The sequence below is a fragment of the Planococcus sp. APC 3906 genome (assembly GCF_030407685.1).
GTDB lineage: Bacteria > Bacillota > Bacilli > Bacillales_A > Planococcaceae > Planococcus > Planococcus koreensis.
The window spans coordinates 49,699-73,161 of sequence record NZ_JASDCW010000009.1; the positions used below are offsets into that span (position 1 = coordinate 49,699).

Sequence of the window (23,463 nt, forward strand, 5' to 3'; positions counted from 1 at the left end):
TGTTCCCCCTTATATTTTCAAGATGATCAAGGTTTGATCATCTTCGATTGCATGCGGTTCCAAAGCGTTGACTTGTGCGAAAATCTCCTGCGCCAAAGTCGCGGCATCGAGTGACAGATCCGCTCGGAGGACGGCTTCACGCAATAGCCTATTCGTATCTTCCGTGTGCTTTTTCCGTTCCACCAACCCGTCCGTAAAGAGGACGACTAAATCCCCTGCCGCCAGCTGAATCGAATCCGATTTGAATTTCAAGCCTTCAGAAATGCCAAGCACCGGCCCCGTCGGATTTAATTCGCGGAAACGCTTTTCCGCCGGCTGGTAGACAAGTACCGGTTCGTGTCCGCCGGAAGCGTAATGCAGCGTCTTGGACGCCAAGTCGATATAGCTGCAGAACATCGTGATGAAACTGGCCTGTTCCATATAATGCGCCGAGAATTTATTGATCCGCGCCAATACGGTCTGCGGCGATTCTTTCTGGTCCATCGCGAATTTCATCATCGTCATCTGGATGGCCGCCGGAATGCCTTTGCCGCTGACGTCGGCGATCGATACGAAGACCCCTTCTTCGTCAGGTACAAGCGTGTAGAAATCGCCGTTCAACTCTTTGAACGGGATGCTGACAACGCCGGTATCGAAAGCCATCGGCACAGTGTTCGTCGACTTCAGCAGCGCTTCCTGCACGGTGACCGCGAGCGCCACTTCGTATTGAATGTTTTGATGCTGGATTTCAAGGCGCTTCAGCTTCTCGCTTTCCGTCACGTCCTTGAACGTCACCATTGTCCCGGCTGCCCCTTCGCTGACAAGCGGCTGTGTAAAGTATTCCACCGGAAAATTCGTGCCGTCTTTGCGCCAGAACACCTCATCGGTCACGAACGAATAATCGTTCGTTTCGACGGCTAGGCAAATCGGGCATTCCTCCATAAAATAAGGGCTGCCGTCCGTCTTCGTATGGTGGATGATTGGGTGGCTGGACCTGCCGACGAGTTCATCGCGGCGGAAACCGAGCATTTCCACCGCCGAATCGTTGACGAAAGTGACCTTGCCTTGAAAATCAATGCCGTAAATGCCTTCGCCAACGGAATTCAGGAACCGCTCGTACGTATTGGAAATTTCCTCAACTTCCTTGAACGGCCGCTGCCCGTAGCGCACAAAAATCAGCACGAATAAAAATCCGTAGCCCGCCACTTTGAAGACATGCGAAACCGTCGCGCTCCAATCGGTGATGGCGGTGAACGAATAAACCAAAGTCGAAAACAGCAGGAAGATGGAAGCCGGCGCAATAAAGCCGACTTCGATGGAATTTGTCTTCCCTTTCTTCTCGAGCGACAGCAAATACAGCAGAATACCGAGATGGACAATTGTCGACAGCGCCATCCCTGCGTTGAACAGCAAAGTCGGCCTGCGGTCCACAACCAGCATCGGCAGCTCACTTTGCAGCAGCAGGATGAAAATGGAGATTGACGTTACGTAAAAGATCGACAGCACCGCAGCCATCGACTTCAATCCCCGGAGTTTAAGCGGCGAATCCAGCTCCACCATGAGGATGATGAACAAAATGGTCTCCGTGATCCGGGCCACCGACCAGAACCAGCCGGTTACCGACGGCTCCACCATCAACGAGCCCGGCATACCTGCGACTGTCAGAATGTGCAGGATATCAAAAATACCGACCGCAAAAAACAAGCTTGAGAAAATCAGCTGCTTGTAATTGTCTCCGATGCGGGTGAACAGCCAGCCTTGGACGGCAATGGAGATAGCGATAAAGATGCTCGTCATTTCCAGAACGACATGCGTCATCAGGAACGCCGGATCGCTGAAATCCGAAAAACCCACTCGCTCATCGATAAAAATCGTCAAGTAGAACAGGATGCTCACGGCGATGGATATTTGTATTAAACGGTTAGCGGCAGTCATAAAAATCACTCTCGAATCTGTAAAGGGATAGTAGCGCATAAATTTTGTGCAGTTTCTATATAAATTGAGCTAGTGAAGCGGACAAGACTCAGCTAAGAGATCTCTCGATATCATATCAAGCAAAATCACGCAGCAGCATCAGCTTTTCCGTTAACCGGCGTTAAAATTTTTTTAACAGGCGTTACATCCGATTTAACAGGTACTGCTTGAAAATTAACAGGTGTTAGCCGGCAGTTAACATGACTTGCTCGGAATTTAACCGGCATTAGCAACAAAACTCTTTTTGCCCACAAAAAAACAAGGAAGGCTCGTTGTAAGACCGAGAACTTCCTTGCTCTTCATCTGCCTATAGACCAGCGCTGAGCACGATTTCACCTTCCGGCAATTCGTTGCCCGCTTCTGGTTCAAGCGTGATCGCGATTGTATCCCATTCTTCTGTATTCTGTTCAAGTTGGTAAAACGCTGCGCCTTGGCCTCCTGCATCCGCTTCGAATGCACCTGCCGGTATCGGCTGCCCGTCTTTCAACAGCCAAATCTGGTAGACTTCACTGCCAGACAACGCCTGCAGCCCTTCGCCTTGGACAACTACTTCGAGCGAATCGCCTTCGCGGACAAGCGCTGCTTTTGCAGTGCCGCCGAAGCTTTCGCTTGCTTGCAAGTCAATCGACTGGAACGCCGCTTCTGTTTGCGCGCCGCCGTCGCCGTCATCGTCCGACAATTGCATTAACGCATAGGCGTTGCCGAGCAATGATACTAGCAGCACCGCGGCGATCATTGGACGCCACCAAATCCGTTCTTTCGGCGGCTTCACCATTGGCACTACTTTCGGTGCCGGCTTCGATGCCGGCTGTGCAGCTTCTATGGATGGTTCTTGAGCTTTGATGGTTTCCTCTTTGACCGGTTCCTGTTGATGGCTTTCGTCAAAGACATTTGCCAGGATGCGGGCTTTCATGCCTGCCGGCGGTTCTGCCGCTTCAGTCAGGTAAGGGAGTTCGCCTACTGCTTCGACAAGTTCGCGGCAGTCTTCGCAGCTGTTCAAATGCAATTGGAATTCGCGCATTTCTTCTTCTGTCAATGTACCGTTCAAATAATCGATGACGTGGTCACAATTCATCTTAGTCATCAATGGCTCCCCCTTCCTGCACACCGTGCAATGATTTTTTCAATTTGCCGAGCGCCAGCCGGATCCTGCTTTTCACTGTACCCAGCGGCAAATCGCAGATTTCCGCAATTGCCTCATGGGTATGCCCCTTAAAGTAAAAGAGCTGGATCATTTTCTGCTGTTCCGCAGACAAGCGCTCTACTGCGGTTTGAATCTGGTCTTTTTGTTCCTGCCATTCGGCCTTTTGTTCCACCGAAGAGTCTCCGTCCGCCATATCGCTGATTTCATCGAGCGGCACTGTCGGTTTTTTGCGTTTTCGTATCAAATCAATCGCAGAATTCCGCGACATTGTAAACAGCCAAGAAGTGAACTTGCCTTTGCTTTCATCGTATTCCCCAGTACCCCGCCAAATTTTGATGAAGACTTCCTGCATGGCTTCTTCCGCCAGTGCACGATCTTCCGTCATCTTCAGCAAAAATGAGAAAAGGATTTTTTCGTAGCGATCATACAATTGTTCGAGTGCGTCTTTGTCCTTGTCCTGAATCAGCCGGTAAAGCATAAAGTCTGAGCTATTCTCCATCCATGTACCCCTTTTTTCATATTTCGTCCTTTAAGCATACTACAATGCTTGCTGCAGATGCATTGCCTAACTCAAAAAACTGCAATTTGGGGAGAAGAAGTTTTTGTTCGAATTCTATAAACCAAACGTGAAAACACGCGGTTTAGATCACTTTTTCCCCTAGAAAATATTGCTTCCTTATATATAGATTCACATCTTTCACGTTTTCTAATCTTTTTTTATTTTCCAGCCGAAAAAGTGATCTATTCTTCTATCACTTGCGTTAGGTCGGCATGGCAATAAAACAAGAGGAGTGTTTTTATGAAATGGAGAAAAGTATTGGCACCGGTCCTTGGTGCAGCATTATTGATCCCAGGAATGGGAACGGCATTCGCAGATGAAATGCCGAAAACGGATACGACAGGCGTTGAACTGCGGGCAACATTGGATTCGTTATTGTCCGAGCATTATGCGCTGGCAGTCGATTCCATGATGAAAACCTATGACGGCGACAAAGGCGCAGAAGCAGCAGCCGCTGCATTAGCTGAAAATGCCGCTGACATGGAGCCGGTGATTGCTTCTGTCTACGGTGAAGAAGGCGGCGCGGCTTTCGAAGAAATTTTCGCGGAGCACAACATGGGCACCACTGAATACGCCCAAGCGATCAAAGATGGCGACGAAGCGATGGAAGAGGAAGCATTAGAGCAGATCCAATCGTTCGTTGACGACATGGGTGCGTTCCTGGCCACAGCAACTGAAGGCAATTTGCCTGAAGAAGGCGCAGTAGACGCACTTCGCCAGCATGAAGATTTCGTCCAAAACACATTCGACCTTTATGTAGCCGGGGATTACGTGGAGTCTTACACAACGTACCTTGAAGGCTTCAAACAGATTTTTGGCGCAGGCAGTGCCATCAGCGGGGCGATCTCCACGCAGTTCCCTGATCAATTCTCCGACCCGAACACAGCGGCAGGCGACTTCCGTTCAACCGTCAACCGCATTGCAGCTGAACATTTCGCTTTGGCACAATTGAGCCTGACAAAAGGCTTTAACGGTTCCGCAGATTTCGATTTCGCGGATTGGGCCCAAGACCAGAACACCGAAGAATTCCGTGCAGCCATCGCTTCCCTTTACGGTGAAGAAGCTGCCACCCAATTTGCACAAATCTGGAACAACGAACACATTTCCGCACAAGGTGCATTGTCAGGTGCGGCAGCATCACAAGACCAAGCAGGCATTGACGAAGCAAAAGAAGCGTTGACTGGCACATTTGCCACTGACTTGGGTACGTTCCTTAGTACAGCAACCGAAGACCGCATGCCGCTTGATGAAACAATCGCCGGTGTAGCAGCTCACGAAGAATCGGTCATTGGCACATTTGAGCAATACGTAGCTGGTGATTATGAAGCTTCATACAACACATACCGTGAAGGCTATGCGATCATGTTTGATATCGGCAAAGGATTGAGCGGTGCAATTGTCGACCAATTCCCTGAAGAATTCCAGAACACAGCACCCGAAAAAATGCCGAAAACAGGCTTTGGCGGCACAGCAACCGAATCCAACTCAATGATGCTGTGGGTCGCTTCAAGTATGTTGCTGCTCGTTGCTGCTGGAACTATCACGTATCGTCAAAGAACGAAACAGCAATAAACTCTTGAGGGAGCCACGCGTTCCCTCTATTCCTATGGAAAGGGAGGATGGACTATGAAGACCTATGCTCCAATGGGCATCGCATTGCTTCTCTCTGCGATCCTGTTCTTTATCATGAAACCGTACGAAGATAACTCAAAGCCCGTCACTGAAGCTGAACCTCCGTCCGAGCTTGCGGCGGAGACCAAAACCGTATCGGCAGAAAAGACGGATAAAATCGCAGAGTTTCCCATCCTTCCTGCCCAACGCGAGAAGCTGGAAGCCTTGCAGCGTGAGCGCCAGGAAAGCATCCGCGGCATGGAACCTGCACGAATTGAAATTCCGTCCATCGGCGTCGACACAGCGATCGAACCAACCGGCATCCTGGAAAACGGCGAGATGGGCGTTCCTGAAGACGTCGATCAGGTCGGATGGTTCGAGCCCGGCTACAAGACCGGTGCCAAAGGCCATTCCGTTCTTGCCGGACACGTCGATAGCTTGACCGGCCCTGCCGTCTTCTACGAATTACAGAATGTGAAAATCGGTGAACAAGTGACCGTGACAGACAAAGATGGCCGTAAAATGGTTTTCGAAATCAAAGAAAAAGTCAGCTACGAAACCGACGAAGCGCCGATTGAAGAAATATTCGGCCCTTCAGACAAGCGCATGATCAACTTGATCACATGTACCGGCGACTTTAACCGGTCGATCGGCTCGCACGAAGAGCGCCTTGTCGTTTCCGCTGAACTCGTTTCCGATTCGGCTGTCATTCAGAAAGCGCCTGAAGCACCGACAAACGTCGAAGCGACTTCGTTCAGCCTTTCTTGGCACGCAGTGCGCGATGACGCCATTATCGGCTACCGCGTCTACGAGGAAGACATCGAAACAGGCGAAAGCAAAAAAATTGCGACCGTATCATTGTTCGACCGCAAGAATATCGAGATTGAGCAGGATCCCAACAAGCGCTATTTTGTTACAGCGGTTGATGTGGACTTGAACGAGTCCGAGAAAACAGAAGCACAGCAATAATAAAGAAACTGCAGGATCCCGGGAAACCGGTGATCCTGCAGTTTTTTGCGGTTAAAAGGCTTTCATCAACCGCTGCTACACACTGACGACATCTGCGCCATCCTTCAATTTATAAGGCCCTTTTTCTTGAAGGAATTTTTGGATGACATCGATTGCGTGAACACCTTGATAGTTTTTTTTGGCCTCGTGCTTTTTGAACGACTGGCTTCCCCCGCCGGCAACCCGATAGATTTTATCCGGCTGAAAGCCTTCGCCTGCAATTTGAAGGCTTTGGATGCGGTGGCCTTTCGGATTATACGGCTTGAATGTCATTTTCAAGCCGCTGGAACGGAGAACATAGCCGCCTTTTTGTTCGAATGGATCAGACGAGTAAACTTGCTCCAAATTATGCTCCAGCGCATCCAGCAATTCTTGGCCCGTGAGATCCAAGGTAAACAGTTCGGGATTCGTTGGAATAATTGTATGCAAATCGTAAAGTGTCAGCGGTCCGGCGGCAATGGGGTAGCCGTAGCGCCAACCATGGGAAAAAGCAGCGCTGCTGCCAAAAGCGGCCAAATAGGCATCGGTTATCAGTTTATCCATCGGCGCTTCTTCGAGCGTCATACGGTGAAGCACCGTTTCGGTTTCTCCAATTACAGCGCTTCTTTCTTTTCTATAACGGGCTAAGACTTCGTCAACCAGCCCCTTGATCTCCTCGTCTTCCTCGAACGTTTCATCCATCTCGATCAGTTCATAATGGACATTGCTGATCTCCCCATTTTCAACTTCTACATCGAGGCGCCCTAAAAATGAACTGCTGGATCCTGCCTGCACAATATAAGCACCGTTTTCAATGATGGGTGTTGTGATGCGGTCATGGCTATGACCGGAAAGCACAATGTCTATGCCGTCCACCAAGGACACCAATTTAACATCCAAGGGAAGGCCCATATGGCTTAACAGCACGATGGCATCGACCTGCCCTTTGAGTGCTTCGACAGACTGGCGGACTTCTTCCACCCCTTTTGTAAAACTCAATCCTGTTGAAAAATCAGGAGGCATCGTGATGTCGACATACGGATACGTCAATCCGATAACCCCGATTTTGATGCCATTCAATTCCTTGATTACGTACGGTTTTAAAAACCCTTCTTGCGTATCGTCATCGGCCACATTGCAGGAAAGCGCCGGAAAAGGCAGGCTTTCCGTCAAATGCCGAAGCTGTTTCTTGCCGTAGGCGTAATCCCAGTTCCCCGGCACGAAGCCATCGAGATTCATTTTCGCGAGAATCGGCAGAATCGCCTCGCCTTCACTTGCCACTAGCGGCAATGTCCCGTGGAATAAATCCCCGCCATCGAAAAACAGCACATTTTCTTTGTCCTTTTTAAGATTTTTGACGTACTGGCTGATCCGCGAAAATCCGCCGGCCTTTTTCAATATCGGCCCATCCGCATTCCAAAAAAGTTCGTTATGCATTTCCAGGCATCCATGGGTATCGTTTTGCTGAATCAACGTAAACTGCATGCGCGTCCCTCTTTTCCCAAATAGTTTGAAACTCCTTTTACTGTAATGGAAAAGTGGTTTTCTCACGAATGTTTTAGCTTACGCCAAAAACCTTGAAGATATTCATGAAATCTTCATATTCAACACGTAGAGTTGATGGGGAATGACACAGAAATGAGGGGAGAAACCATGCCCACAATCGCAATCTTCCCGATGTTGCTGCATGTACTGAGCATTGGGTTAGGGCTTGCCGTTTTTTACATAATAAGCGACTTGGCGAAAAAACAGAAAAACGAGCGGGCTGAAAAAGCATTTTCCCAGATCATCAATTTTGTCCTGTTCATCTGGCTGTCGAAAATTCTTTTGAACGTGCCTTTGCTTTTAAGCGATCCGCTGGCAGTGCTGGCCTACCCAAGTGATTCCCGGGCTTTCTACCTGGCCATTCTCTTCAGTGCAGCTCTGCTGTTTTACGGCATAAGAAACGGCCGGATCAAGGGTTGGCAGCTTTTCCAAACCTTTTTGTATATCTTATTGCCCGCGGCATTTTTCCACGAATTCGCCCAATTAACTTGGTTTAATGATGGCTACGCTTTTGGGGATATGATCTTGTATGCAGTCCTGCTGGCTTTGTTCCTGGGACTCAATGACAGAATCTCTCCCATTGCTGCCGGCCGTGTTCTTTTGAGTGTCTGGGCCGCTGGGATGTTCCTGATTTCAGCCATCCAGTCCTATTCTTCCGCATTCGGTTATCGGATGGAACCGTGGTTTATCATCATTGTTTTTACAGCAGGACATTTATTAATTTTACTTAACAGCAGAAGGAGGGCCATAAATGAGCTCTATTGATACCGATACAATGCTGATCTTAGGGATGTTCCTGGCGTTCGGCGCCGGAGCCATCTCCTTTTTATCCCCTTGTGTTTTGCCGATATTCCCAGCCTACCTATCCTATATCACAGGCATCAGTGTGAAAGAGCTGCAGGGAGACCGGAACATGAAAATTCAAAAAAGGCTGCTCAGCCATTCGCTGGTTTTTCTGGCAGGTGTGTCGCTGGTATTTATCAGTCTGGGCGCCGGCGCATCTTTTTTTGGCCAATGGATCCAAAATCTGCTGATCGGCGATTCCGGTTTATTCATCCAGCGCATTGCCGGCGTCTTCATCTTGATCATGGGCCTTTTTATCGGCGGCTGGATCAACATCAACCTTTTGATGAGAGAGCAGCGATTCCAGTTCACTAAACGGCCATCGGGCTTTATCGGCACCTTTTTTATCGGACTCGGGTTTGCAGCCGGATGGACGCCATGCATCGGACCGGTTTTTGGCTCGATCCTTATCCTGTCCGCCAGCAACCCTGGACAAGGAATGTTCTATACATTGATGTATGTGCTCGGTTTTGCATTGCCGTTCGTGCTGCTGACGTTCTTTTTAGGCTCGACCAAATGGATTGTCCGCAAAAGCCAGCTCATCATGAAAATAGGCGGTGCCACTATGATCATCATGGGCCTTGTACTGTTCTTCGGGCAAATGCCCGTCATCACCGCAACACTATTGGATTTAATCAAAGATACATGGCTGGCGAAATTAGGATAAATTTGGAGGTTTAATAAAATGAAAAAAATGATTCTAGGTGTTATCATAACGGCAATGGTCGGATGGACGATTTATGATTTGCTGCTCCCTGGCAAGGAAGCGGCTGAAGAAACAGAAATTGCCAAATCGGAGACCGCTCAATCCGAAACGACGGGCCTTGCAGTAGGTGATCTTGCGCCTGATTTCGAATTGATGACGATGGACGGACAAACGGTTCGCCTATCCGATTACAGAGGCCAGCGGGTGTTCATTAATTTTTGGGCGACTTGGTGCCCGCCGTGCAGAGCGGAAATGCCGGATATGCAACAGCTTTACGAGGAACAGGATGTACCCGTAGAGATTTTGGCTGTCAATTTAACCGCGTCCGAACAAAGTCAAGAAAACATTGCCACTTTTGTAGAAGATTTCGGGCTAAGTTTCCCCATCTTATTGGATACGAATTCAGAAACTGCCAATAAATATAAAGTGAAAGCCGTCCCCGCTTCTTATATGATCGATACAACGGGACGCATCGCATTTGTGGCTCCAGGTGCTATGAACAAAGAATTCATGGCGCAGGAAGTGGAAAAGATGAACTAGTTTTTAATCTATCAGGCAAGAGGTGTAAAAGTTGAAGCCTACTATATTGGTCGTCGAAGATGATCAGATGATCCGCGAACTTGTTTCCATTTATTTAGAAAAAGCCGGCTACGAAGTGATCGCAGCAGCAAATGGCGAAGACGCGAAAGAATCTTTTCGGACATTTCAGCCGTGTTTAGTCATTCTCGACCGCATGCTGCCGAAAATCAGCGGTGAAGAATTATGCAGCTGGTTCAGAAGCCAGAAGCGCAACGAAGTATCCATCATCATGCTGTCAGCGAAAGCGAAGACACAGGATAAGATCGATGGATTGAAAATGGGTGCCGATGATTATATGACGAAACCTTTTGAACCGGAGGAACTGGTCGCCCACGTTGAGGCAGTGTTGCGAAGAACGGGGCAATTCTGCCAAAAAATCACCCATAATGGCCTTTCCATTCAGCCAAGAAAAGGCGAAGTCCAATTGTTCGGCAAAAAATTATCGCTGACGAAAAACGAGTTCAATCTATTGTTCCACTTTATGGACAATCCGAATATCGTGCTGAGCCGGGAAGATTTGATTTATCAATTGTATCCGTATAACGACAAGATGGTCATGGACCGCACCATAGACGCCCATATCAAAAATCTGAGGGAAAAAATCGAGGATGAAGCGGCTTCTCCCAAACGTATTTTGACCGTCAGGGGAATGGGGTATAAATTCGTCCATGATTAATTTCCTTAAGTCATTGTGGCCAAAACAGATTCTTTGGCGATTGACCTTTTTAAACACGATTGCTTTTACAGCGGTGATTATCCTGAGCAGTTTTATCATTTATAACGCTGCGTGTTCATTGGTCAGCGGAATCGAATCGGATGTTCAGCGCCAAAACCAGTTTAATGCTGCCCTTTTGCAATTTATATGGATGTTCAGTGCCGTAACCATTGTTATCGGCAGCTTGATTCATTTTTATTTAACAAAAAAATTGATGGGGCCTTTAAAAGAGCTCATCGAATCCACGAAAGTCATGAAAGACGGCCGATACCCCAAAACCATCGAGACCCGGTCCGAGGGCGAAATTGGTGAATTGATCGGCCATTTCAATGAACTCGTACAACAATTGAAACTCAAGGAACAATCCAGGCAGAAGATCGTTTCGGATTTGTCCCATGAATTCCGGACGCCCCTATCGAATTTAAACGGCTATATGAAAGCCCTCAGCAATGGCGTCATTAAAGGCGATACGGCTTTATTCCAATCGCTCCACGGGGAAGCGCAACGGCTGACAACGATGGTGGAACAGCTGGAACAATTAAAAGAATGGGATATTGCCGCCGCGGAATCATTGGCAGAAACAAAGCAGGAAGAAATGAGCCAATTGATTCGGCAAACGGTTGAAATGTTCCATTGGCGGCTTCAGGAAAAGAACATCCACGTCCAAATCGATGCTGTGCCTGGAATTGTCGGCGTCTTTAATGGCGGAATCCAACAGGTTTTGGGCAATATAATCGATAATGCCATCCGTTATTACGAAGGCGCTGCCCCCATACAGATAGAAGGAAAAATTTCCGGAACCGATTATCGTGTGTCTATCATCAGCAAAGGCCAGGAAATTCCTGAAGCCGATGCAGAAAAAATATTTGAACGCTTTTACCGCACCGACCCTTCGCGAAATCGGGACACTGGCGGAAGCGGACTGGGACTTGCCATTTCGAAGGAAATTGTCGAACTCCATAAAGGCACAATCGGCTTAAATTTTAAAAATGGGTTTTACGTATTTTGGTTTAAAATCCCCCTTGAATATGAATGAATCCGAAAAGCCGAAGCACAAGCTCAATAGAAAAACTGCAGGATTCCGGGAAACCGGCAATCCTGCAGTTTTTTATTTAAAATCCTTTCGTTCCCCCTCTTCCCTAGCCTGCAACTTTGACATTTGTTTTCAGAAGGTATATATTCGTATTACACAGTATTCAAATAATCAGATATACTATAAAACAAAAGAGAAGGTCTTTGTATGGAGAAGAAGTCGTTTTTCACTGGAAGATACGCAGACTATTCATTTCAAAGTTTTAAAAAGGACCTTTTATCCGGATTAGTGGTAGGAGTCATCGCGATTCCGTTAGGGATGGCTTTTGCCATTGCTTCGGGGGTCAATCCGGAATACGGCATCTACACCACACTCATTGCCGGTATTCTCATTTCGATATTCGGCGGATCCAAATTTCAAATTGGCGGCCCGACCGGAGCATTTATCCCCATCTTATTTTCCATTGTCCTCACATACGGCTATGAAAGTTTATTGCTTGCTGGATTTTTAGCCGGCATTCTTTTGTTTCTTATGGGTGTTTTCAAACTGGGTTCATTGATAAAATATATACCACGCCCCGTCACAATCGGCTTCACCTCTGGGATCGCAGTGATTATTTTTGTCGGGCAAATTGCAAACTTCCTGGGATTGAGCGGCATAGAAAAGCATGAATCTTTTCTATTGAATGTAAAAGAAATCGCGCTTCACATAGAAACCGTCAATTTTTACAGCGTGTTAACCGCTGTCATTTGTCTGATTGCGATTTTACTGACACCAAAGCTTGTTCCGAAAGTTCCTGGCCCTTTAATCGGCTTATTGGTTTCAACCATCGCAGCAACTGTTTTCTTCCCGGCTGAAGTCGCGACAATCGGTTCGGCCTTTGGGGAAATTCCAAACACCCTTCCGGAATTCCGCTTTCCCGAAATCACTTTAGAACGCATAGGGCTTCTGATTGGGCCCGCTTTTGTCATTGCCATGCTCGGCGGAATTGAATCTCTCTTATCTGCGGTTGTCGCTGACGGCATGACCAACAGCAAGCATAACAGCAATAGAGAGCTGATCGGCCAAGGCATTGCCAACATGGTTACGCCGTTATTCGGCGGGATCCCGGCTACCGGCGCAATTGCCCGGACTGCCACGAATATCAAAAACGGAGCAGTTACCCCTTTTTCCGGCATGATCCATGGGGTTGTCGTTTTCTTGGTGCTGCTCCTTTTTGCGCCTTACGCTTCGACGATCCCCTTGGCCAGCATGGCACCGGTATTGATGGTCGTCGCCTGGAATATGAGCGAAAGGCATGTATTCATCAATCTCTTAAAAACGAAAACAGCAGATTCCCTGGTTCTCGTTGCAACGTTTTTATTGACCGTCTTTGTGAGCCTGACGGTTGCGGTAGAAGTCGGATTATTGTTCGCGGTCATTTTGTTCACCAAACAAATGAGCGAGCTGCTCGTCACAGCGAAAGCCTTGCCGGATCCAAACCATAAAGACGAAAAAGTAGGAACCCATATGGTTACCGACATCCACGACTGCCCGCAAATAAGCATCTATAATGTCGAAGGGCCGTTATTCTTTGGTTCTGCCCAAGCCTTTGAGCAAACCATCATGAAGACAATCCATTACAAACCGAAAGTGCTTTTATTGAGAATGGGGAAAGTCCCTTTTATGGATACAACGGGTGAAGCGTATTTGTCCAGCATCATCAAAGATTTTTCAAAACACGGGATGGTCTTAATTTCCGGCATGAAACCGCATCCGATAAATGTTATGAAAAAAACAGGGCTGTATGACTATACTGGAGAAGACCATTTCTTTGAGCATACGGGAGAAGCGATCAACTTCGCTTTAGAACAGCTCGATAAAAATAAATGCCTGGAGTGCCAGCATTTTGCCTTCAAGGAATGTACGGCTCTTTCGGCTGGAATCGAAATCGATACAGCGAAATCAGATGAAAACGAAAAAATCCTGGAGCAGTTTTAGAAAGGAAGAAAACTATTTTGGATATGGAAATGCAGCGTTTCAAAGCAGAATTTTTCAAGGCTCTTGCCCATCCGCTTCGGATTCGAATTCTGGAGATTTTGGCTGAGGGGGATAAAAGTGTAAATGAAATTCAGCAATTGGTTGAAACAGAAGGTTCTACAGTATCTCAGCAACTGGCCGTTTTAAGGGCGAAAAACATCGTCACCGGCATCAAAGAAGGAAACCGTGTGATTTACTCTTTGCGGGACCCACTGATCATTGAATTATTGGATGTGGCCAAGAAAATTTTCAATAACCATTTAGCCGAAACGATCACGATGCTAGACCGGCTCAAGGATGCGGATAGAGCAGAATAGACGTGAAGACATTAAAAACTGCAGGATCACGGGAAACCGGCGGTCCTGCAGTTTTTCGTTTATATTGCCTTGATGACTTTCTTCTCCAGCCTGCACCGCTCGCACCTGTAAATATACAATGGCATATCTCCGCTGTCCTGCCCCACTTCTATGAAGTTATGGAAACCGATGCGGCAGAATGGACTTTGCTGCTTGTTGCCGGAAAGCGCCAGTATCATCAGCACGCAGATGCCGCCAACGATCAGCGCATAAGGTATGCTCCCCAAATCGTAGGTTTTATCTACATTTGCGATAAGCAGAATGACCCCGAGCAAGACGGCAGAAGGCGCAGCCACTTTTGCGATGTTAAACAAAAAATCCCTCCTTATACCTTCTATTCATCCTGTTCCCTTAGCAGTCGGTGCTGACACTTGATATGGGAAATCGCATTGACAGTAATTGGTGCCGTGGCCGGACTTGAACTTGCAGAAGGCGTGGGAATTCTTAGCACTCTCTTCTCTCTTTTAATTATCATCCCAGGTCTATCCTTAACTGTCCGCCGCCTTCATGACATCGGCAAAAGCGGCTGGTGGGTTCTCATTACTTTGATTCCGCTTGTTGGAGCAATTATCTTATTGGTTTTCACTGTCAAAGACAGCGAACCGTCTTCGAACGAATACGGAATGAATCCGAAAACAGCGGTATCATAATATTTGATGAAGGCATGTGCCTGTTTGCAAACGGGTGCCTACCTTTTGCTTTGGAATAAGAGCCAAACCTTTCCATAAAATGAGAAAACCCCTTCAGAAATTTTCTTTCTGCAGGGGTTCATTTGTTTCACTGGATTATTTAATTATTTATTGGCAATCTCTTCTTTGTTCACGAATGCTGAACCCCGAATAGATTCACGCAATTGCAGAGCTCATGAAATGATGCTTCCATTTCCATCGGCTTCTGGGGCAAAATATGATTTGAAATTGTTTCCGGCAATTTTCTTTTCATCTACAAGTCACACATTAATTGCTATATCTTCCCCCTGCACATTCTCACTTGCGGGTTTATCCCTAATTATCGGAATGGCATCAGACGGGTTTGCAGCGGTATGCCCACGCTGTCATTCAATTGTCTTATCACTTGCTGGATTGTCGAAAAAGTGAGCAGGGTTTGATCCGCGCTTCTTTCGCTTGCGATTTGGACAGCCGTTTTCGAATTGATGCCGGTAATGTAAAGCTTGCTGCCCATGAGGCGCAATACATCTTGGATGACGACTAATTTTTCATACAGAAAATTAACTTCCCAAATGATGCCTGTTGTATCGATGATGACGTGATGCGTCCCCGTCTCTTGCACAAATTCGCTCAACTTGGATGTCAGGATATTGAAGCGCTTCTCATCCATTTTGCCGACCAATGCTACTGCTCCCAAATCGGGATGGATTGGAATAATCGGAAGAAGCAATTGGTTGATTTCTTCTTCTTTTTCATCCAGTAAAAGGCGCTGATCCACTTCCTTTGTGATATCGGTCTGAGTGCCGATAAAATACAATTTCCCTTCCACAACGACTGGTTCAATATTCAAGCGATTCCAAAATGCTGTTCCATCTTTGTGGTAGTTTTTCAGCGTTACAGTCGTCTGTACTTTATTGGCAATACTGTCCCTAATTTGTTGGATCGCTTCGGGGCTCGTTCCTGGCCCTTGCAGAAAACGGCAGTTGTGCCCAATAATGTCTTCCTCCGCATATCCGGTCAAACTTTCAAATGTTTGATTCATGTAGATAATCGGATTGTCAGCTTGTTGGGGATCGGTAACGACCGTGGCCACCCTGCTGCCGTTCAACATTGCTTCCAATATAGCGTTTTGGGTGTCTTTGCTTAAATCTTTCATAAAACATGGCTCCAGTCTCTAATAGGATGGAATGAATTGAATACCAAATATAAGAAGCTAAAAGTTGCGTCATAAACTAAAACATGAGAAACGTATAATAAAGCTAGCCAATTAAGGCTAGCTTTATTAATACAATTCTATTGATTGTTATTCTTATTGTTGGTTGCGTGTGCGCAATGCGATTGTAGTTGTCAATCCAGCAAGCATTAATCCTGCAAGGATCCACATGAATGGCAATGTTGATGACTCAGTGCCGCCCATTCCTGTTTTAGGCATTTCAGATGGCATTGCTGCTTCACCGAATTGCTCTGGGAATTGGTCAACGATTGCTGCTGATAGGCCAGCTGCAGGCATTGTCATGTGTGCGTAAGCTTCACGCATTGAGCTGTATGCTGCGTCATAGTCGCCAGCTACATAAGAATCGAATGATGCAAGCAATTGTCCAACGTGTGCAGTCAAACCTTCTTCAAGTGCATCAGCCGGTACGCGGCCTTCAGTTGCCCCATCAAGAAGTGCTGCTTGTTCAACGATGTACTCGTCAAGTTCAGCTTTTGCTTTTTCTTGTCCTTCAGCGTTGCCTTCACCTGTTGCTACTACGTAATCCACGAAGTAACCGATGTGTGATTTCCACGTTTCATCGAATGCTGCCCCAGCTTCTTCACCGTAAACGGATGTTACTGCAGCAGTCAAGTCGTCAGCATTTGCCAAAAGTGCAGCTGATGCCTGGTCGAAGCTTTCAGCGCCGTCAGCACCGTCTTGCATAGCCATTACTGCTAATCCAGCATGCTCAGTGAACGTTGTGTTCAATGAAGCGCGTAGATCGATTGCCGGTGTGTCCGGGTTTGTGTTTTCGAATTTGTCAGCAAATTGGTCAGTGATCGCGATTGACAATGTTTCAGCGAACATGCTCATGTGTTGGATCGACTCGCGCTCAAGAGCGTATGAAGTTTCAAAGTCTCCTGCAACGTAAGCGTCAAACGATTTGATCAATTGGTCAATGTGCATATCCAAGCCTTCGCTCACAGCTGCTGCTGGCAAACGGCCTTCAGTTGCTGTATCAAAGAATTCAGATTGTGTTGTTTTGTATTCTTCAAGTTCAGCCAAAGCCTGGTCTTTTCCAGCTTGGTCGTCATTTGCTGTTGCTGTTACGTAATCCACGAAATAGCCGATATGTGATTTCCAGATCTCGTCGAATTGAGCTGCGCCTTCTTCACCGTATACAGAAGCGACTGCCGCTTTCAAATCGTCAGCGTTTGCCAACAATGCTCCAGATGCCTGGTCGAAGTCTTCTGCTCCGTCAACGCCTTTTCTCATAGCTTCTACTGCTAAGAATGCGTGCTCTGTCAAAACAGTATCAAGTGCAATGCGAAGTTCGCCTGCTGGTGTTGCTGTTCCTGCACTCATTTCGCCTGAAGCTGGAGTTGTTGAATGTGATGATCCGTGGCTGTCAGCCAATGCCGCTGTCGGCACCAATAGTGATAATGTAAGTGGAAGAGCTACTAATAATTTGTTGATTTTCATAAATGAACATCTCCTTTTTCTGTGTGTTTTATTTGATTCTGACTACAAAACGCACGTGGTTCATTTTTAGATCACTCTTTTTTTAAAAAACTTAAAATTCTTTTTTTCTTTCCTGTGATCTTTCCACCTGACCAATTTACCTTATATAGAAGAAAGCCGATTTTTTTCAATCTGAACGGCGGTCCAAAAAGATTTTATTCAAATAAATTCTCCAACATCATTGTCATCCCTCATCAAATTGGATAGAATAAGTCTTATCAAAAAAAATACATAAAATTACGAAACCTTATCAAGAGAGGCAGAGGGACTGGCCCGATGACGCCCGGCAACCGCTAGTTTGACTAGTATGGTGCCAAATCCAACAAAGCAGCGATGCTTTGAGAGATGAGGGAGAGTCTGTTCTTGCTAAGGCGCTTAACTCTTCCTCTCGCGAGGGGGAGTTTTTTTGTGTCGAGGAGTGATTGGATGAAGTTGAACAAAGCAGACCGCATCAAACGGACCCGCGTGCCGGTGGCCGATCCCGCACTCGCTGACCGCTTGCCGCCCGGCCAAGTGCTGACCGAGCGCTTCCCTGTTTTGCATGAAGGCGAAGTGCCAGAATACAATATGGACGAGTGGACGCTGAAAATTTATGGCCGCGTCGAGCAGGCAGTGACGCTGTCGTATCAGGACATTATGGAATTGCCGCAGACGACCGTGCAGCGCGATATCCATTGCGTGACGCGCTGGTCGCGCTTTGATAATTCGTTTACCGGCGTGAAATTCCAGGACTTGATGAAAGCGCTCGGCGTCACGCCGAAGAGCCAATACGTCATGCTCCACGGCGATTACGATTACACGACGAATGTCGCGCTCAGCGACCTGGACCGTGAAGATGTGCTGCTCGCCCATTCGCTGGACGGCGAACCTTTGACGGCGAAGCATGGCTACCCGCTGCGCTTTGTTGTGCCGCACCTGTATTTCTGGAAAAGCGTCAAATGGGTGCGCGGCATCGAATTTGTCGACGAGAACCATCCCGGCTTCTGGGAACAGAACGGCTTCCATTTGAACGGCGATCCATTCAAAGAAGAACGTTTTTCAGGCGAAGACCTGGAGATTCCGGATGATGAATGGGAAAAGAAAGAATTCGATTGAACGCAAAAAAGCTCATCCGCAATGGATGAGCTTTTTTCATGTTTTATTTTACCGCGGTGTATTTTTTGACAGCCGGCAGGATTTCGGTCGCAATCAGCTCGATGTTGCGCTCGATCCGGCCGAATGGCACGCCGCCGAAATCCATTTGGGCGATATAGCGCTGGTGGCCGAACACTTCGTGCTGGTAGAGGATTTTTTCGATAATCTGCTGCGGGCTGCCAATATTCATCACATGATGGGGATGCGCGCCTTGCATGAAGTGGGGCTGCGGAAAACCGCGGCCGTTTGTGCGCATCATGCCTTTATCCACATGTGGGTAACTTTCTTCGAATGCCTGCTGCGTTGTTTCCGCGGCGTTGAAGAAGCCGGCCGTCGCGACCGGGAACTCGGCAGGGTCATAGCCGTTTTCGGCCAGAGCTTCGCGGTAGACGTCAATCGAATGCCCGAAGCTTTCAGCCGGCCCGCCCAAAGTCGCGAGCATCATCGGCACACCCGCCTGCCCTGCCTTGATGGCACTCGACGGATGGCCGCCGACTGCGCGCCAGATCGGCAAAGAGCCGTCATGCGGACGCGGAATCACTTCAGCGTCGCGCAGCGATGCGCGGAATTTGCCGCTCCAATTGAGTTTTTCCTGGCGGTTGATTTCGAGCAGGAGCTTGAATTTTTCTTCATATAATTCCTCGTAATCCTGGACGTTATAGCCGAGCAGTTCAAAAAGCCCGATGCGCGAAGCGCGCCCCGCAATGATTTCCGCCCGTCCTTCCGAGATCAAATCGATTGTTGAAAAATCCTCATAGACCCGCACCGGATCGGACGTACTGATAATTGTCGATGAACTGCCTATCTTGATGTTCTTCGTTGCTTGCGCTATCGCGCTCAACACAACGGTATGCGCCTGCGTCGCGAAAAATTCCTGATGGCTTTCGCCGACGCTGAAGAAATCCAAGCCGGCCTGGTCCGCGAGCTTCGCCATTTCGATGATTTCCTTGATTCGTTCCCCCGCAGTGATGCGGTTTCCTGTATGCGGATCCGGCAAATGATCGCCCAGCGTATAAATGCCGAACTCCATGCCTTTGCTTTGGTCAATGCGGTATTTCTCCATATTCAACAGCCCCTCAATTATGTAGATTGAATCGTTCTCCTGATATCAGTATATCTGCCACACAAGGAGGCTGTTACTATTTCGCTCATAAGCGTGCCAAGTTCAGGCTTTGGTCTGAGGAACAGGAAGCCACCCACTGTTTACTCCGCCTGCTTCGCCACAATCGCAAAATAAGTCCCCGGTTCGGACGAATACGCGACGCGTTCGAATTCCGCCTGAAAACCTGCCTGCTTAAGCAGCGTTCGCCATTCAGGCATGGAAAACAAGCCCGAGCGCGTACTGTCATGTTCCCGCGTAATGCCTCCGCTGTCTTTCAGGATGTACAGGTATTCCGTTTCGGTCGCATGGTCATGCGGATTGCTGTCGAATGTCCATTCCAAATAGCGCATGCCGCGGTCCCCGCTGTCCGTGCCGCCGTGGTTCGTCGTGGGCTGGAAAGTTTCCGTGAACTGGTCGGCCATGATGAACAGTATGCCATCCTCATGGAGATGCTTTTTCGCATTTTCCATCACCGCAAGCAAATCGGCAGTTTCCGTGAAATACATGATGGCGTCGTGTATGAATACCAAATCGAAACCGGTGCCCGCATCAATGGTGCGCATATCGCCCTGCAGATGCGGCAGCTCCGGATTCAGCTTGCGGCTCACTGCGAGCATATCTTCGGACAAATCGCTCAGCGTCATGGCGAAATGCTGCTTCAGGTAAAAAGCATTGCTGCCGCCCCCGGATCCGAATTCCACCGCTTTTTTCACTTCCGGATGATGGCGCCGAATAATGTCCAGATACAGCGACGCCTCTTCCTCATACTCCGTATGCGGTGACATGAGCGGCCACCAATCCGCCAATTCCTTGTACAGTTTCAAGGCGCGTCCCCCCTTGCCTAGAGTTTTTTGACGAGCGTTCCTGCGTAGCGGTCATGCGGGAACACCGCTCCGCCATTCCCTTCAAAGCTTTTGCGGTCCTTCAAATAACTCATGCTGCTGAGGGAATCCCGGTGCATCGCGCGTTTCAGCAGCTGAGCTGTTGTCGGTTTTCCGCCGTCTGCTGTGACAATCTTGATGCCCATCGCCTTCTGGCCGAGCGTCTGCCCGGCAAGCCCGATTTCAGCCGCTTCCAAGCCCCATAACACAACTGACGGCATGATGACGTTCGGGACAAAGCCGGTCTTCACTTTCTTTTTCACCAGCGGCTCCAATGCAGCCGACACCGCAGATGATACGGCCATGTCAATCAGCATCGCTTTCAGCCTTTTCTTCGTTAACTCGTTCATTTTTCTTCCTCCTCTATTTTTCACCTTCCATCTATTTCGACAGCGCCCACTCGAATTCCTAGCGATTTCCCAGATTTCCATTTCCCCCTTCCCTGCGTAGCGGCTTAAGCCCTGGTCCTGTATGATAAATAATAAAAGAGGTGATGACCGTGATTTTCTTTGCAATTTGGCTCGCGTTGATCGGCTATGCCGTATTTCTTGCTCCCGGCGGCGACAGCGACCCCATCCTTACGCAAATCTTCAGCGGGCAATTGGGAGGCATCGATCCGCTCGTCCTGGCTGTTTTCAACTCGCTTGGCTTGTTTCCAGCCGTTTTTTTGACGCTGCTCCTGCTCAATGACCGCCAGCGCTGGCCCGCATGGCCCGCAGCGATCGCCTCGTTCGTCATCGGTGCTTTCGCGTTGCTGCCGTATTTTGCATTCGGCGCAAAGCCGCCGCAAAAAAAGCTGCGGACGCCTAAATGGCTCGTACGTTTTCTGTCTTCGCGCATCTGGCTCGGTGCATTGATCGTGCTTTGGGCCAGCAATCTCTTGACGCTGCTCCAGGGATTTTCACTGGCAGCTTACCGCGAAGCCTTTTTCGCCTCCAGCCTGGTATCGGTCATGAGCGTGGACTGGTTTGTACTGTGGGGCTTGTCCGTCTATACCGTCTACCGTTTTTATCCGGATGCACATAATAAAGCATTAGCCTGGATTCCAATCCTTGGTCCGGTATTGGTGCTGTTTGGCAATCGGCAGTTGCTTCAACCGGATGAAAACCGGGAGAACGCTCAATGAAAAAAACGCCTTGGCCCGAATTCCGACGGGTCAAAGGCGTTTTCTATTGTTTGTGCAATCCAGAACTGCGTTCATCCAAAAATCGCTTTACTGTCTTCTGTGCTGATCGGCAGCGAGGAATGTTCGTGTGTAATCTGCCAAGACCCATCCACTTTTTCCAGCAGGAACGTAAAGCGGTTGACCATCTTCCGCAGTTCCTTGCCTTCCCCGTCGACTGCCGCAAAACTCATATTGCCCTGTACATGCGCAAGGTCTGTGTTTTCCTTGCTGGATTCACCAGACAATTCCGTCCGCAGCCACATGCCTTCTTCCAGGCCGCTGAACCATTCCGTTACGGCAGCCTTCCATTCTTCAATGCCATTATACTCCCAGCTGTTCCAGCAATCGTAGAGCTGGACATCCGGCGCATAGGGGGCGAGGAACTTCTCGACGTCTTTTTCATATACCGCATCCTTGTAATTTTTGAACACATCGCTGACTTCTGCAAACATGAAATGCCTCCTTTTTTATACTTCTTTGGATTATTGTTCGCCACAAGACGCATAACTTCCTGCATGCCGCCTTTTCTCAACAACGCAAAAAACGGACCTGCCGCCTTCGCAGGATCCGTTTTTATTGGCGTTTTTATTTGCGGTAATTGACCTGCTTGGAGACGATGCGCATAAACTCGTCGAACGACGGCGCGATTTTGGTCCAATGATGGTACCATTTGCGGATCGTATCGAGCAGCCAGAACGGCATCGGTTTGCCATCGATGAGCGGGTAGTATTCGCGGTACGCTTTGTAAAGATGCTCCCAGCGGAAATCGTTGCCGGGCTTGATGTATTCCGATACATCGAGCAGTTTGGCGCGGCCATCCTGCAAAAGAATGTTCTTCAAGTGGATATCCCGCGGATTCAGCCCTTTTTCCCGCACATACGCCCTGGCGTTTTCAACATCCTTGATTACTTGTTCCGGTACGCGGACGCCCTGCAGCAGGCAATCGAACAGCGTCAGCCCTTCCTCAAACTTCAGAACCAATAGGCGATCCGTCGCGCCATAGCATTCCGAGAAATAAGGCGACGAGCCGAGCCTGCTGTAAACTTCCGCCTCCGCTTCGAGCTTGTCTTTCTTGCCTTCTGCGTAGATTTTGAATGCATAGCCGGGAGCAGACAGCGATTGGAACACCGCGGCATCCGTGCCGACGCCGATGCAGCGGAATCCATCCACCGCCCCTTCGATTGTGACCGGCTCGTTATCGGGGTTTTCCGTTACCGTGATGAGTTCCAGCGCTTTAGCCGTGTTTTGCCATTGTTGTTCCATGCCGATTCCCCCTTTTCGCTATTATAAAGGAACAATTGAGAAGACTGACAGCGTGATGTACTTGGCAGTTTCTGGCATCAGCCTGGCGAGTTTTCACTCCAAAACGTGATTAGCAATAAAAATATAATGAAGAAAGGCAAAAAGACCAATGTCAGGATGTATTCCCTTGATTCTTTGGCGTATTTCCATTGTAAAAATGCTTGAAAAAAACTGAAGACGACCCAATAAACAATCCAAAACCACAGCATGCGCCAAGGGCTTCCACTTAATGCAAATGGCAGAAAACATAAGCCGACTACCAAGATAAGGCCTCTTCCCCAGCGTTCAATCTTTTTCCCCTCTGTTTCAGACAACTTCACTTTTTCGACCTTCAGCCATTTTCTCAAAACAAATTCAAGCCCAAGAAAAACGGCTGCACCCCCAACTAAAAAGAGTAAAAATGCGCCAAGTCCCATCCCAATCCCCCTCCTCTTTCCTATATCTT

25 protein-coding genes and 1 riboswitch are annotated in these 23,463 nt (G+C 48.2%); of the genes, 12 read left to right on the plus strand and 13 right to left on the minus strand.

The window, feature by feature from the left end:
* Positions 1 to 9: 9 nt before the first annotated feature.
* From QMA09_RS07305 to QMA09_RS07315, 3 genes are all read right to left on the minus strand, one after another.
* Positions 10 to 1,914, minus strand: a complete 1,905-nt coding sequence (locus tag QMA09_RS07305; protein WP_290212594.1) for a SpoIIE family protein phosphatase — start codon at positions 1,912 to 1,914, stop codon at positions 10 to 12.
* 346 nt (positions 1,915 to 2,260) lie between these two features.
* Positions 2,261 to 3,037: an anti-sigma factor gene (locus tag QMA09_RS07310; protein ID WP_290212595.1), complete on the minus strand. Its 777-nt coding sequence runs from the start codon at positions 3,035 to 3,037 to the stop codon at positions 2,261 to 2,263.
* The gene (locus tag QMA09_RS07315) at positions 3,030 to 3,596 is read right to left on the minus strand and encodes an RNA polymerase sigma factor (RefSeq protein WP_290212596.1); all 567 of its coding nucleotides are present in this window, start codon (positions 3,594 to 3,596) and stop codon (positions 3,030 to 3,032) included. The genes QMA09_RS07310 and QMA09_RS07315 overlap by 8 nt, the downstream gene beginning before the upstream one ends.
* A gap of 300 nt (positions 3,597 to 3,896) precedes the next feature.
* Between QMA09_RS07315 and QMA09_RS07320 the strand changes: the two genes are divergently transcribed.
* Entirely contained in the window at positions 3,897 to 5,228 is a 1,332-nt protein-coding gene (locus QMA09_RS07320; RefSeq protein ID WP_290212597.1) for a hypothetical protein, read from the plus strand.
* A 54-nt stretch (positions 5,229 to 5,282) separates the two neighbouring features.
* Positions 5,283 to 6,236, plus strand: coding sequence for a class F sortase (locus QMA09_RS07325; RefSeq protein WP_290212598.1), 954 nt, complete (start codon positions 5,283 to 5,285; stop codon positions 6,234 to 6,236).
* Positions 6,237 to 6,311: 75 nt separating this feature from the next.
* Here the strand turns inward: QMA09_RS07325 and QMA09_RS07330 are convergent, their stop codons facing one another.
* On the minus strand, positions 6,312 to 7,739 hold the full coding sequence (locus QMA09_RS07330) for a bifunctional metallophosphatase/5'-nucleotidase (RefSeq protein ID WP_290212599.1): 1,428 nt from the start codon (positions 7,737 to 7,739) through the stop codon (positions 6,312 to 6,314).
* 168 nt (positions 7,740 to 7,907) lie between these two features.
* Here QMA09_RS07330 and QMA09_RS07335 point away from each other — a divergent pair, with 168 nt between their 5' ends.
* The 7 genes from QMA09_RS07335 (at position 7,908) to QMA09_RS07365 (ending at position 14,011) form a co-directional block, all read left to right on the plus strand.
* Positions 7,908 to 8,564 carry a hypothetical protein gene (locus QMA09_RS07335; RefSeq protein WP_290212600.1) on the plus strand — a complete coding sequence of 219 codons (657 nt, stop codon included), beginning with the start codon at positions 7,908 to 7,910 and terminating at the stop codon, positions 8,562 to 8,564.
* Positions 8,551 to 9,309 carry a cytochrome c biogenesis CcdA family protein gene (locus QMA09_RS07340; RefSeq protein ID WP_290212601.1) on the plus strand — a complete coding sequence of 253 codons (759 nt, stop codon included), beginning with the start codon at positions 8,551 to 8,553 and terminating at the stop codon, positions 9,307 to 9,309. The genes QMA09_RS07335 and QMA09_RS07340 overlap by 14 nt, the downstream gene beginning before the upstream one ends.
* An 18-nt stretch (positions 9,310 to 9,327) precedes the next feature.
* A complete protein-coding gene (locus QMA09_RS07345; RefSeq protein ID WP_290212602.1) occupies positions 9,328 to 9,888 on the plus strand; it encodes a peroxiredoxin family protein in 561 nt (186 codons plus the stop codon).
* A 31-nt stretch (positions 9,889 to 9,919) separates the two neighbouring features.
* Positions 9,920 to 10,603: a response regulator transcription factor gene (locus QMA09_RS07350; RefSeq protein ID WP_290212603.1), complete on the plus strand. Its 684-nt coding sequence runs from the start codon at positions 9,920 to 9,922 to the stop codon at positions 10,601 to 10,603.
* On the plus strand, positions 10,596 to 11,678 hold the full coding sequence (locus QMA09_RS07355) for a sensor histidine kinase (protein WP_290212604.1): 1,083 nt from the start codon (positions 10,596 to 10,598) through the stop codon (positions 11,676 to 11,678). Before QMA09_RS07350 ends, QMA09_RS07355 begins: the two co-directional genes overlap by 8 nt.
* 204 nt (positions 11,679 to 11,882) lie before the next feature.
* Positions 11,883 to 13,655 carry a SulP family inorganic anion transporter gene (locus QMA09_RS07360; protein WP_290212605.1) on the plus strand — a complete coding sequence of 591 codons (1,773 nt, stop codon included), beginning with the start codon at positions 11,883 to 11,885 and terminating at the stop codon, positions 13,653 to 13,655.
* Between the two features lie 23 nt (positions 13,656 to 13,678).
* Complete coding sequence (locus QMA09_RS07365) at positions 13,679 to 14,011, plus strand: ArsR/SmtB family transcription factor (RefSeq protein ID WP_483313547.1); 333 nt, start codon at positions 13,679 to 13,681, stop codon at positions 14,009 to 14,011.
* A 59-nt stretch (positions 14,012 to 14,070) separates the two neighbouring features.
* On the opposite strand, the gene QMA09_RS07370 is transcribed toward QMA09_RS07365, so the two are convergent.
* Positions 14,071 to 14,364, minus strand: coding sequence for a hypothetical protein (locus QMA09_RS07370; RefSeq protein WP_290212608.1), 294 nt, complete (start codon positions 14,362 to 14,364; stop codon positions 14,071 to 14,073).
* A 57-nt stretch (positions 14,365 to 14,421) separates the two neighbouring features.
* On the opposite strand from QMA09_RS07370, the gene QMA09_RS07375 reads away from it, so the two are divergent.
* Positions 14,422 to 14,700, plus strand: a complete 279-nt coding sequence (locus tag QMA09_RS07375; protein ID WP_290212609.1) for a DUF805 domain-containing protein — start codon at positions 14,422 to 14,424, stop codon at positions 14,698 to 14,700.
* A gap of 358 nt (positions 14,701 to 15,058) precedes the next feature.
* On the opposite strand, the gene ytvA is transcribed toward QMA09_RS07375, so the two are convergent.
* A complete protein-coding gene (ytvA, locus tag QMA09_RS07380) occupies positions 15,059 to 15,874 on the minus strand; it encodes a YtvA family blue-light photoreceptor (RefSeq protein WP_290212610.1) in 816 nt (271 codons plus the stop codon).
* A gap of 153 nt (positions 15,875 to 16,027) precedes the next feature.
* Positions 16,028 to 17,395, minus strand: a complete 1,368-nt coding sequence (locus tag QMA09_RS07385; RefSeq protein ID WP_290212611.1) for a copper amine oxidase — start codon at positions 17,393 to 17,395, stop codon at positions 16,028 to 16,030.
* 283 nt (positions 17,396 to 17,678) lie between these two features.
* A riboswitch (SAM riboswitch) is annotated at positions 17,679 to 17,786 on the plus strand.
* An 80-nt stretch (positions 17,787 to 17,866) separates the two neighbouring features.
* Between QMA09_RS07385 and QMA09_RS07390 the strand changes: the two genes are divergently transcribed.
* Positions 17,867 to 18,529 carry a sulfite oxidase-like oxidoreductase gene (locus QMA09_RS07390; protein ID WP_290212644.1) on the plus strand — a complete coding sequence of 221 codons (663 nt, stop codon included), beginning with the start codon at positions 17,867 to 17,869 and terminating at the stop codon, positions 18,527 to 18,529.
* 43 nt (positions 18,530 to 18,572) lie between these two features.
* On the opposite strand, the gene QMA09_RS07395 is transcribed toward QMA09_RS07390, so the two are convergent.
* The 3 genes from QMA09_RS07395 to QMA09_RS07405 all read right to left on the minus strand — a co-directional run bounded on the left by QMA09_RS07395 (position 18,573) and on the right by QMA09_RS07405 (position 20,901).
* A complete protein-coding gene (locus QMA09_RS07395; protein WP_290212612.1) occupies positions 18,573 to 19,631 on the minus strand; it encodes an LLM class flavin-dependent oxidoreductase in 1,059 nt (352 codons plus the stop codon).
* 140 nt (positions 19,632 to 19,771) lie between these two features.
* Entirely contained in the window at positions 19,772 to 20,494 is a 723-nt protein-coding gene (locus QMA09_RS07400; RefSeq protein WP_135501935.1) for a class I SAM-dependent methyltransferase, read from the minus strand.
* Between the two features lie 17 nt (positions 20,495 to 20,511).
* The gene (locus QMA09_RS07405) at positions 20,512 to 20,901 is read right to left on the minus strand and encodes an RDD family protein (RefSeq protein WP_135501933.1); all 390 of its coding nucleotides are present in this window, start codon (positions 20,899 to 20,901) and stop codon (positions 20,512 to 20,514) included.
* A 149-nt stretch (positions 20,902 to 21,050) separates the two neighbouring features.
* Here QMA09_RS07405 and QMA09_RS07410 point away from each other — a divergent pair, with 149 nt between their 5' ends.
* Positions 21,051 to 21,677, plus strand: a complete 627-nt coding sequence (locus QMA09_RS07410; RefSeq protein ID WP_135501931.1) for a hypothetical protein — start codon at positions 21,051 to 21,053, stop codon at positions 21,675 to 21,677.
* A gap of 71 nt (positions 21,678 to 21,748) precedes the next feature.
* On the opposite strand, the gene QMA09_RS07415 is transcribed toward QMA09_RS07410, so the two are convergent.
* The 3 genes from QMA09_RS07415 to QMA09_RS07425 all read right to left on the minus strand — a co-directional run bounded on the left by QMA09_RS07415 (position 21,749) and on the right by QMA09_RS07425 (position 23,434).
* Positions 21,749 to 22,168: a YybH family protein gene (locus QMA09_RS07415; RefSeq protein ID WP_290212613.1), complete on the minus strand. Its 420-nt coding sequence runs from the start codon at positions 22,166 to 22,168 to the stop codon at positions 21,749 to 21,751.
* Between the two features lie 133 nt (positions 22,169 to 22,301).
* Entirely contained in the window at positions 22,302 to 22,979 is a 678-nt protein-coding gene (locus QMA09_RS07420; protein WP_290212614.1) for a protein kinase family protein, read from the minus strand.
* A 77-nt stretch (positions 22,980 to 23,056) separates the two neighbouring features.
* Complete coding sequence (locus QMA09_RS07425; protein ID WP_135501925.1) at positions 23,057 to 23,434, minus strand: DUF4181 domain-containing protein; 378 nt, start codon at positions 23,432 to 23,434, stop codon at positions 23,057 to 23,059.
* Between the last annotated feature and the right edge of the window lie 29 nt (positions 23,435 to 23,463).

Excerpts from the sequence above, each read along its gene's own strand:
- QMA09_RS07420 (WP_290212614.1), bottom strand. The coding sequence starts at position 22,979 with ATGGAACAACAATGGCAAAACACGGCTAAAGCGCTGGAACTCATCACG.
- QMA09_RS07415 (WP_290212613.1), bottom strand. The coding sequence starts at position 22,168 with ATGTTTGCAGAAGTCAGCGATGTGTTCAAAAATTACAAGGATGCGGTA.
- QMA09_RS07385 (WP_290212611.1), bottom strand. The coding sequence starts at position 17,395 with ATGAAAATCAACAAATTATTAGTAGCTCTTCCACTTACATTATCACTA.
- QMA09_RS07315 (WP_290212596.1), bottom strand. The coding sequence starts at position 3,596 with ATGGAGAATAGCTCAGACTTTATGCTTTACCGGCTGATTCAGGACAAG.
- QMA09_RS07365 (WP_483313547.1), top strand. The coding sequence starts at position 13,679 with ATGGAAATGCAGCGTTTCAAAGCAGAATTTTTCAAGGCTCTTGCCCAT.
- QMA09_RS07425 (WP_135501925.1), bottom strand. The coding sequence starts at position 23,434 with ATGGGACTTGGCGCATTTTTACTCTTTTTAGTTGGGGGTGCAGCCGTT.
- QMA09_RS07405 (WP_135501933.1), bottom strand. The coding sequence starts at position 20,901 with ATGAACGAGTTAACGAAGAAAAGGCTGAAAGCGATGCTGATTGACATG.
- ytvA (WP_290212610.1), bottom strand. The coding sequence starts at position 15,874 with ATGAAAGATTTAAGCAAAGACACCCAAAACGCTATATTGGAAGCAATG.
- QMA09_RS07345 (WP_290212602.1), top strand. The coding sequence starts at position 9,328 with ATGAAAAAAATGATTCTAGGTGTTATCATAACGGCAATGGTCGGATGG.
- QMA09_RS07335 (WP_290212600.1), top strand. The coding sequence starts at position 7,908 with ATGCCCACAATCGCAATCTTCCCGATGTTGCTGCATGTACTGAGCATT.
- QMA09_RS07325 (WP_290212598.1), top strand. The coding sequence starts at position 5,283 with ATGAAGACCTATGCTCCAATGGGCATCGCATTGCTTCTCTCTGCGATC.
- QMA09_RS07360 (WP_290212605.1), top strand. The coding sequence starts at position 11,883 with ATGGAGAAGAAGTCGTTTTTCACTGGAAGATACGCAGACTATTCATTT.
- QMA09_RS07355 (WP_290212604.1), top strand. The coding sequence starts at position 10,596 with ATGATTAATTTCCTTAAGTCATTGTGGCCAAAACAGATTCTTTGGCGA.
- QMA09_RS07310 (WP_290212595.1), bottom strand. The coding sequence starts at position 3,037 with ATGACTAAGATGAATTGTGACCACGTCATCGATTATTTGAACGGTACA.
- QMA09_RS07320 (WP_290212597.1), top strand. The coding sequence starts at position 3,897 with ATGAAATGGAGAAAAGTATTGGCACCGGTCCTTGGTGCAGCATTATTG.
- QMA09_RS07340 (WP_290212601.1), top strand. The coding sequence starts at position 8,551 with ATGAGCTCTATTGATACCGATACAATGCTGATCTTAGGGATGTTCCTG.
- QMA09_RS07330 (WP_290212599.1), bottom strand. The coding sequence starts at position 7,739 with ATGCAGTTTACGTTGATTCAGCAAAACGATACCCATGGATGCCTGGAA.
- QMA09_RS07395 (WP_290212612.1), bottom strand. The coding sequence starts at position 19,631 with ATGGAGAAATACCGCATTGACCAAAGCAAAGGCATGGAGTTCGGCATT.
- QMA09_RS07305 (WP_290212594.1), bottom strand. The coding sequence starts at position 1,914 with ATGACTGCCGCTAACCGTTTAATACAAATATCCATCGCCGTGAGCATC.